Below are 14,740 nucleotides of genomic sequence, written 5' to 3'. Positions count from 1 at the left end.
CCGCCGCCCGCTCGCCGGTGCCGCCGCGGCCCCCGCCCCGGTCGCCGCGCGCCGGACCGTCGTGCCCCGCACGGCGCCCGCCCCGCACCCGGTCAGCGCGATCATCATCGGCTCGTCCACCGGCGGCCCCGAGGCGCTGTCCAAGGTGCTCGGGTCGCTGTCCGCCCCGCCGCCCGTGCCCGTGCTCGTGGTGCAGCACATGCCGCCGGTGTTCACCCGGCAGCTCGCCACCCGCCTGGACCGGCTCGGACCGGCGACGGTGGTCGAGGCCGCCGACGGCGACCTGCTGCAGCCCGGCACCGTGTACATCGCGCCCGGCGACCACCACCTCGAGCTCAGCCGCTCCGCGGGGATGCTCCGGGCCAAGCTCACCGACGGCCCGCCCGTGAACTTCTGCCGGCCCGCCGTCGACGTCCTGTTCCGCTCCGCCGTCCGGGAGCTCGGCGGGCAGCTGCTCGCCGTCGTGCTCACCGGCATGGGCGCCGACGGCCGCACCGGGTGCGAGGACGTCGTCGGCGCCGGCGGCACCGTGCTCGTGCAGGACGAGCCGACCAGCGTCGTGTGGGGCATGCCCGGGGCCGTCGCGTCCGCCGGGTTCGCCCACCGCGTGCTGCCCCTGGGCGAGGTCGCCCCCACCCTCGAGTCCGTCCTCGCCCGCGCAGGACGCCCCGCATCCCCGATCGGAGGTCGGCCGTGAGCCTGACCCAGGACACCTTCGCGTTCGTCGCCGACGTGGTCCGCCGACGCAGCGCCATCCAGCTGGAGACCGGCAAGGAGTACCTCGTCGAGTCGCGCCTGCTGCCCATCGCCCGCGACGCCGGCCACCCCGGCGTCGACGCCTACATCCGCGAGGTCCGCGCCGCCCAGCGCGAGGCCGACCTGACGCAGATCGTCGACGCCCTCACCACCAACGAGACGTCGTGGTTCCGCGACAACACCCCGTTCAGCGCGCTGCGCACCCACATCGTCCCTGCGCTGCGGGCCGAGCGGCCGGTGCTCGACACGCTGCGCGTCTGGTCGGCGGCCTGCTCCACCGGGCAGGAGCCGTACTCGCTGGCCATGACGCTGTCCGACGTGCTCGGCCCCGGGGCCCGGTTCGACATCACCGCGACCGACCTGTCCGAGCGGGTGCTCGCCCAGGCCCGCTCCGGCCGGTACTCCCAGCTCGAGGTCAACCGCGGCCTGCCCGCGCCGATGATGGTCCGCTACTTCACGCGCAACGGCCACGACTGGCAGATCGCCGAGGAGCTGCGCCGCACCATCACGTTCCAGCAGCACAACCTGCTGGACCTCCCGCCGCACGGCCCGTTCGACATCGTGTTCCTGCGGAACGTGCTCATCTACTTCGACCTCGAGACCAAGCGCTCGATCCTGTCCCGGGTGCACCGCGTGCTCCGGCCCGGCGGGTTCCTCGTCCTCGGGGCCGCGGAGACCACCATCGGCGTGGACCACGACTGGGAGCGCGTGCCGGTCGACCGCGGGTCGGTCTACCGGCCCGTGCAGGCCGGTGCGGTCCCCAGCCCGCGCCCCGCACCCAGCACCCTCGCGGGGGTCGTCCCGGGAACGACCCCGGCGCCCTTCGCACCCGCCACCCGCCCGGGCCTCGCCCGGCCGGTCACGGCGAGCACGACCACGACCACCTTCCCCCCGACGCGCACGCGCCCCACCGGCTCGGCATTCGAACAAGGAGTGACGCGATGAGAGCCCTCGTCATCGACGACTCGAGGACGATGCGACGCATCGTCTCGGCGGCCCTGGAGGAGCTGGGGTTCACCACGCTCCAGGCGGGAGACGGCCAGCAGGCCCTCGACCTGCTGGAGTCCGGGGAGGAGGTCGACCTCGCCTGCATCGACTGGAACATGCCCGTGATGGACGGCCTCACCTTCGTCACGAGGGTCCGCGCCAACAGCGCCTGGCGCGACATCACGCTGATGATGGTCACCACCGAGAGCGAGCACGGCCAGATCGTGCGCGCCCTCGCGGCGGGCGCCCACGAGTACCTGATCAAGCCGTTCACCCCTGACGCCATCCGCGACAAGCTCGACCTGCTCGGGCTGATCCCTGCCGAGGAGCACGTATGACCGCCGCCGTCGAGCACGACCAGGTGTACGCGATCGCCGAGGAGGTCTTCTCCGCGATGATCGACGGCGAGCCGGGCTACCTGCGCCCCTGGGACGGCGAGCTGCCCGTCGCCGCCGAGCCGCTGGTCGCCTGGGTCGACGTGCACGGCGAGCTGGCCGGTCGCGCCGCCGTCACCACGGACCTCGAGACCGCCCACGAGCTCACCCGCGCCCTGCTGGGCATGGGCGCCGACGAGCCGGTCGGTCCCGAGGACCTGAACGACGCCTTCGGCGAGGTCGCCAACGTCGTCGGCGGCAACGTCAAGGCGCTGCTCCCGACCCAGGGCTCGCTGAGCCTGCCGGTCGTCGCCACCGTGCTCCCGGAGGTCCCCGGGACCTCGCTCACCCACGAGCTGCGCCTCGACTGGCGTGGCCGCTCCATCGTCGTCGTGGTCTGGTTGTTCCAGTGACCCACGCCGACCCCCGTTCCCCCGCGTCCACCGTCGCGGGACCCGCCACCGAAGGGAAGTGACGAGCATGATCCGCGTGCTCATCGCCGACGACAGCCGGGTGATGCGGCAGATCGTGATCCGCACGCTGCGCCAGGCCGGCTACGACTGGGACATCCGGGAGGCCTCCGACGGCCAGGAGGGTCTCGAGGCGGTCCGCGCCGACGAGCCCGACGTCGTCCTGTCCGACTGGAACATGCCCAACCTCACGGGCATCGACTTCCTCCGCGCCCTGCGCGCCGAGGGCTTCGGCACCCCGTTCGGGTTCGTGACGTCCGAGGGCTCGGACGAGATGCGGACCCTCGCCGACGAGGCCGGGGCGCTGTTCCTCATCGCGAAGCCGTTCACCGCGGACACGTTCCGCGAGGCGATCGACCCGGTGCTCGCATGAGCGACCAGACCCCGCTGCCCGCCGCCCTCGAGGTGCGCGAGCTGTGGGAGGGCCTCATCGGTCGGGACGTCGAGGTCGCCACCGGCGGCCCGATGGTCGACCCCGTGCTGAACGGCGGCGCCCTCGTCGGCGTCTACGTCGACCGGCTCATGAAGCTCTCGGCGCTCGTGCTGTTCGACCTGCCGCTCGCCGCGCACCTCGGGGCGTCCATCGCCCTGGTGCCCGCGCGCACGGCGCAGACCGCCGCCGAGGAGGAGCAGCTGCCCTCGACGCTGGCCGAGAACGCCGCGGAGATCCTCAACGTGACCGCCGCGCTGTTCAACGTCGGGGACGCCCCGCACCTCAAGCTCGACAAGTGGTACGCCCCGCGCGAGCCGCTGCCCGCCGACGTCGCCCAGTGGGTGCTGGCGTACGTGCGGCGCCTCGACCTGACCGTCGAGGTCCCGGGCTACGGCAAGGGCACCGCCTCGGTGCTCGTCATCTGACCACCCGGGCCCTAGGTCGTGGGTGGGTGGCGACATGGGATGGCAGCCCCGGCGGGATCTTCCGCCGGGGCTCACCCATTTGCCACCCTGTTGGGTGTTTACCCCCTCACCCGACCGTAGGATTTCTGCTATGCGCTCCCACACCCGCCGATCGAGGCGTGCCCGCTCGACGACGAGCCGAGGTCGCCGTGCGCTCGTGATCAGCCTGTGCCTGCTCGTCGGTCTCGCCGGCATCGGGCTCGGCGGCGTCTGGGGCATCCAGCAGTGGCTGGCGGGGCGGGTCGAGAAGATCGACGACCCGTTCGCGGCGCTGCCGACGCGTCCGCCGGCCGCCACCGCCCCGGCGGACGTGGCCGAGGACGAGTGGGACGCGCCGATGAACCTGCTGCTGCTCGGCTCCGACAGCCGCATCTCCGCGGGAGACCCGTCGCAGTGGCAGGCCGGTGCGCAGCGCACCGACACCATCATGCTGGTGCACCTGCCCGCGGACGGCGAAGCGGCGTACGTCATGTCGATCCCGCGCGACTCCTGGGTCGACGTCCCGGGGCACGGCCAGGCCAAGATCAACGCGGCGTTCTCCTACGGCGGCGCGCCGCTGATGATCCAGACCGTCGAGCAGCTGACCGGTGTCCGGATCGACCACTTCGCGATCGCGGACTTCGAGTCGTTCGTCGCCATCACGGACGCGATGGGTGGCGTGCGGATCACGCTCGACACGGACCTCACCGTGGGCGGCACCACGGTGCCGGCTGGTAAGCACCAGCTGCTGAGCGGCGAGCAGGCCCTGCGCTGGGTGCGCGAGCGCAAGACCCTCGCGCGCGGCGACTTCGACCGGGTGCAGCGTCAGCAGGCGTGGATCCGCGCGATGGTCGCGCGGATGCGCAACGAGGGCACGCTGTCCAACCCGGTGAAGTCGGTTCCGTTCCTGCGCGCCGTGGGCGACTCCGTCGCCACCGACCCGGGCCTGGATGACGGCGTCATGTCCCAGCTGCAGAACATGGCACGCAACCTGGGGTCGAACGACATCGCGTTCTTCACCGTGCCGACCAACGGCACCGGCCGCAGCCCGGACGGCGCGCAGAGCATCGTCGTGCTGGACCAGCCGGCGCTCGACGAGCTCATGACCTCCGTCCGCGACGACGCCGTCGACGCCTTCCTCGCGACACGCTCCGATCTCGTCGACGTGCTGCCGCCCGTGGTCGAGTAGCGACCGACGTGGGGGCATCGGGGGAGAGTGCGGGGAATCGCGTCGCGACGTGGCGACGGGGGCTGTGGCACCTGCGGACCGGCGGTGTGGCCGGGTGGCGTCGGTGGCGCGCACGGCAGCGGCCGCCGGGTGCCGAGCGCGGTGACGTCCGGGCGCAGCGGGGACGGGACGGTCTGACCTTCCCCGAGCTCGCGGTGCCGGGCGCGCCGCTCCGCCGGGGAGACCTGCGCGTCGCCGTCGTGCTGGACGACTTCAGCAGGCTCGCGCTCGGGTTCGAGTGGCAGCAGGTCGAGGTGCGGCCGACCGACTGGAGGGCGACCCTCGAGCGGGAGCCCGTCGACCTGCTGTTCGTGGAGTCCGCGTGGCACGGCAACGACGGTGCCTGGCGGTACCACCTCGCCGGCGACTCCGCGCCACGTCCCGAGCTCGCGGCGCTCGTCTCGTGGTGCCACGAGCGGGGGATCCCCACGGTGTTCTGGAACAAGGAGGACCCGGCGCACTACGCCGACTTCCTCGCGTCCGCCCGGCTGTTCGACCACGTGTTCACCACGGACGCCGACCGCCTGCCGGACTACCGACGCGATCTCGGGCACGACCGCGTCGACGTGCTGCCGTTCGCCGCGCAGCCCGCGCTGCACCACCCGGTCCGGCACGGGGACGGCCACCACGAGCGCGACATCGCGTTCGCCGGGATGTACTTCGCGCACCGGCACCCGGAGCGGCGCGCCCAGATGGACCTGCTGCTCGGTGCCGCCCTGCGCGCCGGGTCCCGGATGACCACGGGCCTGGAGATCTTCTCCCGCCAGCTCGGCGGCGACGCGCGCTACCAGTTCCCGGAGCCGTACGCGTCCCGCGTGGTCGGCTCCCTGACCTACCCCCGCATGCTCACGGCGTACCGCGCCTACAAGGTGTTCCTCAACGTCAACACGGTGGTCGGGTCACCCACGATGTGCGCGCGCCGCATCTTCGAGATCACGGCCTCCGGCACCCCTGTGGTCAGCACCCCCAGCCCGGCCGTCTCCGCCGTCTTCGGTGCGGACGAGGTGGTGCAGGTCGCCGGTCCGGACGAGGCCGAGCACGCGCTGCGTGCACTCGCACGCAACGCCGAGCTGCGTGACCGCATGGTGCACCGGGCGCAACGCCGCATCTGGGCCGGCCACACGTACTCCCACCGGGTGGACGCGGTGCTCCGGGCGGTGGGACGGGCCGACGCCACGGTCACGGGCACCCGTCCACGGGTGTCCGCGCTGGTGGCCACCCGCCGCCCCGGTCAGCTGGACCACGTGCTGCGCACCCTGGGGCAGCAGACCGACGTCGACCTGCAGGTCGTCCTCCTCGCGCACGGCGTCGACCTGCCCGCCGCCGAGGTGCGGGCCCGGGCAGCCGACCGCGGGCTCACCGACGTCGTCGTCCTCGCGGCACCCGCCGAGGTGCCGCTGGGCGCGTGCCTCAACCTCCTCGCCGACGCCGCCGACGGCGACCTGCTCGCCAAGATCGACGACGACGACCTCTACGGACCGGCGTACCTCGCGGACCAGGCAGCGGCGCTCGCGTACAGCCGCGCCGAGGTCGTCGGCAAGCAGGCCCACTACCTGCACCTGCGCGGCCCGGGCGTCACGGTGCTCCGGTCCCCCGGCCGCGAGCACCGGTTCGGCGACCGCGTCTCGGGGCCGACGATCGTCGCGCGCCGTGAGGTCCTGCGCAGCACGCCGTTCCCCGCGCGGCCCCGCGGCGAGGACACGGGGTTCCTGGACGCGGTCGTCGCGGCCGGTGGACGCGTGTACTCGGCCGACCGCTTCAACTTCGTCCAGGTGCGCGCGGCCGGGGGCGCAGCACACACCTGGACCGCGACCGACACCGAGCTGCTCGCGAGCGGTGACGTGCAGGTCGTCGGACCCGACCCGTTCCCGCACGTCCTCGTCTGACCCCCCCACCCACCCACGCACGTCGCCCGAGAAGAGGTCCTCCACCGTGTCCGACCGTCCCACCGTCGCCGTCATCGGTCTCGGCTACATCGGCCTGCCCACCGCCGCCGTCCTGGCCACCCATGCCGCGGACGTGATCGGCGTCGACGTCAACGCGTCGACGATCGAGGCCGTGAACCGCGGCGAGGTCCCGTTCGTCGAGCCCGACCTGTCGGTCTCGGTGGCCGGCGCGGTCTCCCAGGGACGCCTGCGGGCGCAGCGTGAGACGCCGCAGGCCGAGGTGTACGTCGTGGCCGTGCCCACGCCGTTCCAGGACGACCACACCGCCGACCTCGCGTACATCGACGCGGCGGCCGACGCGATCGCCCCGCAGCTGCGGGGCGACGAGCTCGTGATCCTGGAGTCGACCTCGCCCCCGGGTGCGACCCAGCACCTCGCGGACCGCCTGCTCGCGGCCCGTCCCGACCTCAGCCTGGACGGAACCGGCGGGCGTCCGCTGCTGCACGTCGCCCACTGCCCCGAGCGGGTGCTGCCCGGGCGGGTCATGGTCGAGCTGGTCACGAACGACCGGATCGTCGGCGGCCTCACGACCGAGGCCGCTCGACGCGCGAAGGACCTCTACGCGACCTTCTGCCAGGGCGAGATCGTCACGACCGACGCGGTGACCGCCGAGATGGCGAAGCTGGTGGAGAACTCCTACCGCGACGTCAACATCGCGTTCGCGAACGAGCTCTCCGTCATCTGCGGCAAGCTCGGCATCGACGTCTGGGAGCTCATCGAGCTCGCGAACCACCACCCGCGGGTCGACATCCTGCAGCCCGGCCCCGGCGTCGGTGGGCACTGCATCGCCGTCGACCCGTGGTTCATCGTGTCGTCCGCGCCCGACGAGGCGCGACTCATCCGCACCGCCCGCGAGGTCAACGACGCCAAGCCCGGGCTGGTCGTCGACCGCGTCGTCGCCAAGGCCGAGCGCCTGCGCGAGCCCCGTATCGCCGCGCTCGGTCTCGCGTTCAAGCCCGACATCGACGACCTGCGCGAGTCGCCCGCCCGAGCGATCGTCTCCCGGCTCGCGTCGGCCCTGCCCAGTGCGAAGATCGCCGCGGTGGAACCGAACATCGAGTCGCTGCCCGGCGACCTCGCGGAGCTGCCGAACGTGACCCTCGAGCCGCTGGAGGAAGCCGTGCGTGAGGCCGACATCGTCGTCCTGCTCGTCGACCACACGCAGTTCAAGGCGGCCGACCGACGCCGCCTCCGCCTGCGCGAGAAGGTCGTCATCGACACGCGCGGGGTGTGGCGGTGACCGACGCCCGCGAGGACGACACCTCCGGCTCGGTCGTGGTCCGGTCCGGAAGCTCCAGCTTCCGGCTGTCGGTGCCCGATGCGGCGACGGACTACATCCAGGGGAAGATCGCGAGCACGGGTCTGCCGTACGAGCAGGCGATGCTCGAGGACATGGCGAGCAGGCTCGGGCCGGGCGACGTCGTGCTCGACCTCGGTGCGAACGTCGGGAACCACACGGTGTACCTGGCGGCGACCGTCGGGTGCTCGGTCGTCGCCTACGAGCCGAACGGTCACCTCGTCACCGCGTTGCGCCGCAGCGTGCGGTTGAACGGTCTGGACGACCTGGTGTCGGTCCGCCAGGTCGCCGTCGGAGAGGCGGCCGGGGTCGGGACCTTCGCCGAGGAGACCCCGGAGAACCTGGGCGGGCAGTCGATCAGTCTCGGCACCGGGCCGATCGAGGTGGTGCGCCTGGACGACGAGGTGCTGCCTGGCCCGCCGACCCTCGTCAAGATCGACGTCGAGGGCATGGAGGTGGAGGTCCTTCGCGGGGCTGAGTCGATGATCGCGACGCACCGCCCCTCGATCTACGTCGAGTGCCGGACGCGCGACGACCTCAGCCAGCTCGACCGGTGGGCGGCTGCGCACCACTACGTGCTGTGCGACGAGTTCAACGCCACGCCGACCTTCCGGATCGAGCCGGCGGAGCGGCTCTCCGAGGTCGAGCGCCTCGACCGCGCGATCGCTCGCGCGTTGCGCGAACGGTTCGAAGCGGTCGATCAGCTCGGAGCGACGAAGGCCAGACTCGCGGAGACCAATGCCAAGTACCGCGCGTTGACCGCCGCGTACGCGCAGGCGAAGGCAGAGCTCACCACGGTCCGCGACGCCGCGGCCGAGACCGAGCGGACGCTCCAGGACGCGGAGCTCGAGCTCCGTGAGCGCCTGACCGACGCGGAGCAGGCCCGTCGCGCGGCGTCGGAGCGGGAGGGCAGTGCCGTAGCCGAGCGCGAGCGCGCCCGGATCGATGTCGCGGACCACCGTCGTGCGCTCCAGACCGCGCGAGAGGCGGAGTCGGCGGCCAGCAGCGCGCTCGGACGAGCGACCCTCCAGGCGCGGACGGACAGGCGGGACGCCGCCGAGCAGCTGCAGCGCGCGACGAGCCGCATCGCCGAGCTCGAGCGTGCGCTCGAGCGACACCAGGAGATCGCGGAGCGCGAGCGCGACGCCCATGACGTGGCGGCTCGCGCGGCCTCGGAGGTGTCGCAGGAGGTGGAACGCGAGCGGGCCGCCCGCGTCGCCCTGGAGCGATCGACGGCGCAGGCAGCAGACGAGGCAGCGCTGCGCGTCCAGCTCCTCCGTGACGAGAACCGGACGCTGTCCCAGCAGCGCGACGCAGCCCGCATCCGTGCGGCGGCGAGCGAGGCCGACCTGCGCCGACTTCGGGGCAGCGTGACGTTCCGGACGGGGCAGGAGGTCCGACGCGCGTCGTCGTCGGTGGGGGCGGCACTGCGGCTTCCTCTCGCGCTCGCTCGCCTCGCGCGCTCATCGCGCACGTCGCATCCGAAGCAGATCGAGCCTGCCGCGCCGACCCGCGGCGCAGGTGATCCGGCTGCGTCCGATGGGCGCGACCCGCGCGCGCCGGTCAGGACGGCCACACCGGTGGCGGCCGATGTGCGCCAGCCCGGCGGGCGGCTGCGGGTGGCGGCGATCATGGACGAGTTCACGCGGCTGTCGTTCGCACCGGAGTGGGACCTCGTCGATCTGACTCCGGAGGGGTGGGAGGAGCAGCTGGCAGGTGCCTCACCTGACCTGCTGTTCGTCGAGTCGGCGTGGCGAGGCCAGGACGGCAGCTGGCACAACATGGTCCATCGTGCCGGACCGGAACTGCGGGCCATCGTCGAGTGGTGCCGGGTCCGTGGGGTTCCCAGCGTCTTCTGGAACAAGGAAGACCCCGTGCACTACACGACGTTCCTCAACGCGGCCGGGCTCTTCGACCACGTCTTCACCACGGACCTGGACCGTGTCGAGCACTACAAGGCCGCACTCGGGCACGACCGTGTCTGGTTGCTCCCGTTCGCGGCGCAGCCGGCCGAGCACCACCCCATCGAGAGCGAGGACCGGCGGGACGCCTTCGTGTTCGCCGGGGCCTACTACCGGAGGTACCCGGAGCGAACGCGGGATCTGGCCAGCCTCGTGCGGGCGCTCCCGGCGCTGCGGCCGGTCGAGATCTTCGACCGCAACCTCGGCGGGACGGACGAGGCCTACCGCTTCCCCGAGGAGTACCAGGAGCTGATCGTCGGGACGCTGGCCCCTCACGAGGTGGCAGACGCTTACCGGGGCTACCGCTTCGCGGTCAACCTGAACTCCGTGAAGCAGTCCCAGACGATGCTGGCGCGACGGGTCTTCGAGCTGCTGGCGTCCAACACCCTGACTGTCAGCAACTACGCCCGCGCAGCTCGGGTCCTCTTCGGTGACCTCGTGGTGACGACGGATGACGGGCTCGAGGCCGAGCGACGGCTGCGTGGCATCACCGAGTCGGGCGCCGTGGACGAGCTCCGTCTGGCCGGACTGCGCAACGTCATGCGTCAGCACACCTACGCGGACCGAGCCGCCTACCTGTGGTCCCGGGTCACCGGGCAGGACTGGAAGCCCTGGTCGATCGGCGTCCACGTCGTCGCGACCGCTGCGGACGAGCCGGCGCTGGATCGGGTTCTGCACTCGCTCGGTCGGCAGAACCACCAGGAGTGGCGGGCCACCGTCTTCGTCGACGACGCGCTCCTGGGCCGCGACGTCGCGGACGGGCGGGTGCGGCTCGCGCCGCAGCGCGATGCCGGTGCGCGGGTCCAGGACCTCGCCGGCGACGCCGAGCTCGTCGCCTGCTTCGAGGGAGACGACTACTACGGGCCCGACTACCTGGTCGACCTCGCACTGGCGACCCGGTACACGTCGTCCCCCGTGATCGGCAAGAGCCGCTACCACCGGTGGCGAGACCATCGCGTCGAGCTCGTCGGCGGGACCGAGTACCGGCTGACGCAAGGACTCGGGGTGCGCCGCTCGGTCATCAGGGTCACGAGCTGTGGGCAGCTGGTCGCCCACGACCTGCTGGAGCTGATCCGCCAGGACGGAGCGTCGGACCTCGGCCCTCAGACCAGTATCGACCGGCTCAGCTACTGCGCGGCAGCCGGAGACGAACAGGTCGCCGCCGCTGTCGACGGGCGTGTGGTCGACCACGGGGTCGAGCTGTCCGATCTCCTCAGCGCGGCGGAGCGGGTCCGCCCGGCGCCGCCGGCAACGACGGAGTCCAGGGGGCTGTACGGGACCGAGCTCGCCGCGCTCTTCCACCGTTCGAGCAGGGCCGGCATCACCCTGGAGCCTGGCGTCACAGGGCTTCGCGTCTCCGCTGGGTTGGACGACAACGTGCACGACTACATCTACGCGACCGAGATGGTCCCCCTGGCGCCGGCATGGATCTCGTCCGGGGCGGTGCACGTCGACACCTCGACCGGGCTCGACCTGCAGCTCGCGCTGGTGTTCTACGACGACGACGAGACGAGGCTCGGCTCGACCGTGGTGCGGAGCCACGTCAACACGGTCGTCCCCGTGCCCGCTGACGCCACGGGTGTCAAACTCGGGATCCGGGTGCGCGGGTCGGGCTCCGCCGAGCTGGCCGGCGTCACGTGGGGGCACCGCGACACCGAACCTGCGGTCGTCCTGCCGCGGGCGCGCGCGCTCGTGCTCACGAACATCTACCCCTCGTACGCCGATCTCTACCGCAACGGCTTCGTGCACTCGCGCGTGCGGAGCTATCGCGAGCGCGGGCTCGACTGCGAGGTCTTCTGCCTCAGCGAGGGCGCGTCGATCGGGTACCGCGAGTTCGAGGGCATCGACGTCGTGACCGGCTCGGCTGGTGCACTGTCGTCGGTACTGCAGTCCGGGGGGCACGACGTCGTGATGGTGCACTTCCTCGACCCCGCGATGTGGGCCGCGCTGCAGCACCGTCCTGCAGGGACCCGCGTGGTCATCTGGATCCACGGGTCCGAGGTCCAGCCGTGGTGGCGGCGGGCGTACAACATCACGAGCGACGACGAGCTGGAGGCGGAGAAGGCGAAGAGCGACGCCCGGCTCGCGTTCTGGCGCTCCGTCTTCCAGGACCCGGGGGACGGGGTGCGGTTCGTGTTCGTCTCCCGGTACCTGGCAGACGAGGTGATGTCCGACGTCGGGGTCGAGCTCGACGAGCCCCGGTACGCGATCGTCCACAACCCGATCGACACGGACCTGTTCCGCTTCCAGGTCAAGGATCCTGGTCTCCGGTTCGCGATCCTGTCGATCCGGCCGTACGCGTCGCGCACGTACGCCAACGACCTGGCGGTGCAGGCTGTGCTCATGCTGCGGGACGAGCCGGAGTTCGCGAGCCTGCGGTTCCGGTTCGTCGGTGACGGCCCGCTGTTCGACGAGACCCTCGCGCCGATCAAGCACCTGCCGAACGTCGTACTCGACCGCCGGTTCCTCAGCCAGCACGAGATCGTGGACCTCCACGCGGAGCACGGCATCTTCCTCGTGCCCACCCGGATGGACACGCATGGAGTGTCCCGCGACGAGGCCATGGCGTCTGGCCTGGTCCCGGTGACGAATGACGTCGCGGCGATCCCTGAGTTCGTGGACGGCACGTGCGGGATCCTCGCTCCGGCGGAGGACGCCCGGGCCATGGCGGACGGCGTCCTGGCACTGGTCCGTGACCCGGAGGAGTTCAGCCGGATGTCTGCTGCGGCCGCAGCCCGGGTGGGACGGCAGTCCTCTGCCCGTGCCGTGATCTCGACCGAGATCGAGCTGATCGCTCCCCGGTCGGCGGGCGCATGACACGGGTCGCGATCGTCGGCAGCTGCGTCACGCGGGACGCCTTCGGCCCTCAGGACGCCGACCGGTGGCAGATCAGCACTTACTACGCGCGGACGTCACTGGCGAGCGCGTTCGGGGCGGTGCCGTTCGACGACGTCGACCTGGAGGGGATCGAGTCCGCGTTCCAGCGGCGCATGGTCGAGCAGGACCTGCGGAAGTCGCTACCGGTGCTCCTGGCGACGGACGACAGCGAGCTGGTGGTGTACGACCCGGTCGACGAACGCTTCGACCTGCTGGAGCACCCGACCTCCGGGGCGCTCTGCACGTGGTCCGCAGAGCTCAGCCGCGTCACCACTCCGCCAGCGGGCCGGCGAATCCGGTCGGGCAGCGACGAGTTCTTCCGGCTGTGGGAAGCCGGCTGGGAGCGCCTTCTCCGTGTGCTGGACGCCCGAGGTCGGCGTGCGGACCTCCGGGTCAACGCGGCGCGGTGGGCATCGGAGGTCGACGACGGGGGTCCGCTCCCAGCGATCTACTCCGACGAGCGCATCGCGGCTGCGAACGCCTTCCTGGCCCGCCTCTACGCACGGATGCGCCAGGACCTGTCGGAGCACCAGTTCGTCGAGCCTCGCTCGCGTGACCTCGTCGCGGCGCGGGAGCACAGGTGGGGCGCCTCACCGTTCCACCTGGTGCCGTCGTTCTACGACCACTTCCGAGCGGGCCTGGCGCAGGTGGCGCCGAGCGACGGTCCTGCGCACGGGCACCAGTGGGCGTTCGATGGTCCCGGGGACCGGCACGTGGTCGACATCCCGACCACCGCTCACGGTGACCAGCTCGAGATCGAGGTGTGCCTCGTCGGGTGGGCGAGCCTCCGGTACGTCGCGGTCGGCACCGTGTCCCGCGGGGTGTACCACCGCATGATGTTCTCTGCTGTCGAACAAGACGAGGTGCTGCGACTGGCGGTTCCGCGCGAGCTGCTCACCGACGTCCGGGGACAGACCGCCGAGGGAGCACCCGTCGAGGCGATCCGGTTCTACGTCAGCGGGGTGCCGGGCCTGGCGGGTGCGGCACTGGTTGTCGGGGCTGCGCGGGTCGCGCGCGCAGACCGTCATGCCGATGGCGGCATGCTCCACGTGGCGGGGTGGCACCCGCGCTACCAGCTCCCGATCGCGGAGCCCACGCCCGTCGAGGGGTTTGCCCCCGCGCGTGGCGTCGTGGCCCTGTACCCGGTGGACGACGGCGAGGTGCGCGTGTGGACGATGGCGGGGGTGCGCCGCAGCAGCAGGCTCGCGGTGGGATTCCACGGCGCGGTCGACAGGGCCAGCACCGAGTACCCGTACTTCGAGCGCGTCACGTCGCAGAAGGAGGCTGCCTGGTCGTTCCTGCTGGTCTCGGACGCCACACTCGTGCGAGATCCGGACCTCGGGCTCGGCTGGTTCCTCGGGTCCGCCGACGACGACCTGCTCGACGTCGTCCACGCGTTGACGTCGCGCATGAGAGATGCCAGCTCGGCGAGCGCGCTCGCCGTGACCGGAGGGAGCGGTGGTGGGTTCGCGGCCCTGCAGCTCGCGGCGCGGATACCTCAGAGCATCGCGGTGGCTTTCGCGCCGCAGACGATCCTCTGGCGCTACAACCGGGCGGCTTGGGAACGTGCCGCGCGGACCGTCTTCGGTTGTGACGAGCCGCAGTCGGACCCGCGGGTGCGGGAGCGCGTGGATGTCACGCGCAGATACGAGCTGGGCACGTCCAACCTGGTCGATCTGGTGATCAACCAGGGGGACACACATCACGTCCAGGAGCACTGCCAGCCGTTCGCTGCCGTGTTCGGGCTCTCGACCACCGGAGGCACCTCCGCCGACGGTCGCGTGCGGGTCGTTCCCGTGGACCTCGGGGAGGGACACGTCCCCGTGTCTCGGGACCTGTTCGAGACGTCGTTGGTCTCCGCGTTCGACCGGGTCGAGCAGCGCGAGGCGCCGGATCTCAGCCCGGCTGCGGCGCCCGGGGAGACGGCCCGGTAAACGCTGTCGCGTACCCACCCGCAGCGGGGCGGGG

General features: G+C 72.1%; 11 protein-coding genes. All 11 read left to right on the top strand.

What is annotated here, in order from left to right; translation table 11 throughout:
* Positions 1–697 (top strand): CheB methylesterase domain-containing protein (locus EBM89_RS08125; RefSeq protein WP_147463487.1); only part of this gene is annotated, 697 nt, incomplete at its 5' end.
* Positions 694–1,701, top strand: a complete 1,008-nt coding sequence (locus tag EBM89_RS08120) for a CheR family methyltransferase (RefSeq protein ID WP_122148941.1) — start codon at positions 694–696, stop codon at positions 1,699–1,701. The genes EBM89_RS08125 and EBM89_RS08120, both read left to right, overlap by 4 nt.
* A complete protein-coding gene (locus EBM89_RS08115; RefSeq protein ID WP_122148940.1) occupies positions 1,698–2,081 on the top strand; it encodes a response regulator in 384 nt (127 codons plus the stop codon). Before EBM89_RS08120 ends, EBM89_RS08115 begins: the two co-directional genes overlap by 4 nt.
* Positions 2,078–2,530 (top strand): chemotaxis protein CheX, encoded by a 453-nt coding sequence (locus tag EBM89_RS08110; protein ID WP_122148939.1) that lies wholly within the window; start codon positions 2,078–2,080, stop codon positions 2,528–2,530. The genes EBM89_RS08115 and EBM89_RS08110 overlap by 4 nt, the downstream gene beginning before the upstream one ends.
* A 67-nt stretch (positions 2,531–2,597) precedes the next feature.
* Positions 2,598–2,960 (top strand): response regulator, encoded by a 363-nt coding sequence (locus tag EBM89_RS08105; protein ID WP_122148938.1) that lies wholly within the window; start codon positions 2,598–2,600, stop codon positions 2,958–2,960.
* Entirely contained in the window at positions 2,957–3,445 is a 489-nt protein-coding gene (locus EBM89_RS08100) for a hypothetical protein (RefSeq protein ID WP_122148937.1), read from the top strand. Before EBM89_RS08105 ends, EBM89_RS08100 begins: the two co-directional genes overlap by 4 nt.
* Positions 3,446–3,641: 196 nt before the next feature.
* Positions 3,642–4,652: an LCP family protein gene (locus tag EBM89_RS08095; protein WP_199732031.1), complete on the top strand. Its 1,011-nt coding sequence runs from the start codon at positions 3,642–3,644 to the stop codon at positions 4,650–4,652.
* Positions 4,653–4,738: 86 nt separating this feature from the next.
* A complete protein-coding gene (locus tag EBM89_RS08090; protein ID WP_233571623.1) occupies positions 4,739–6,577 on the top strand; it encodes a glycosyltransferase family protein in 1,839 nt (612 codons plus the stop codon).
* A gap of 46 nt (positions 6,578–6,623) precedes the next feature.
* A complete protein-coding gene (gene wecC / locus EBM89_RS08085) occupies positions 6,624–7,877 on the top strand; it encodes a UDP-N-acetyl-D-mannosamine dehydrogenase (RefSeq protein WP_122148934.1) in 1,254 nt (417 codons plus the stop codon).
* A complete protein-coding gene (locus EBM89_RS08080; protein WP_147463486.1) occupies positions 7,874–12,712 on the top strand; it encodes an FkbM family methyltransferase in 4,839 nt (1,612 codons plus the stop codon). Before wecC ends, EBM89_RS08080 begins: the two co-directional genes overlap by 4 nt.
* A complete protein-coding gene (locus EBM89_RS08075) occupies positions 12,709–14,706 on the top strand; it encodes a DUF6270 domain-containing protein (protein WP_122148932.1) in 1,998 nt (665 codons plus the stop codon). The genes EBM89_RS08080 and EBM89_RS08075 overlap by 4 nt, the downstream gene beginning before the upstream one ends.
* The last annotated feature ends 34 nt before the right edge of the window (positions 14,707–14,740 follow it).

The sequence above is a fragment of the Cellulomonas triticagri genome (assembly GCF_003696205.1).
Lineage (GTDB): Bacteria > Actinomycetota > Actinomycetes > Actinomycetales > Cellulomonadaceae > Cellulomonas > Cellulomonas triticagri.
The sequence above is the reverse complement of the archived record's forward strand: the minus strand, read 5'-3'. Positions and strand labels throughout refer to the sequence as shown.

Excerpts from the sequence above, each read along its gene's own strand:
- EBM89_RS08110 (WP_122148939.1), top strand. The coding sequence starts at position 2,078 with ATGACCGCCGCCGTCGAGCACGACCAGGTGTACGCGATCGCCGAGGAG.
- EBM89_RS08115 (WP_122148940.1), top strand. The coding sequence starts at position 1,698 with ATGAGAGCCCTCGTCATCGACGACTCGAGGACGATGCGACGCATCGTC.
- EBM89_RS08105 (WP_122148938.1), top strand. The coding sequence starts at position 2,598 with ATGATCCGCGTGCTCATCGCCGACGACAGCCGGGTGATGCGGCAGATC.
- EBM89_RS08075 (WP_122148932.1), top strand. The coding sequence starts at position 12,709 with ATGACACGGGTCGCGATCGTCGGCAGCTGCGTCACGCGGGACGCCTTC.
- EBM89_RS08100 (WP_122148937.1), top strand. The coding sequence starts at position 2,957 with ATGAGCGACCAGACCCCGCTGCCCGCCGCCCTCGAGGTGCGCGAGCTG.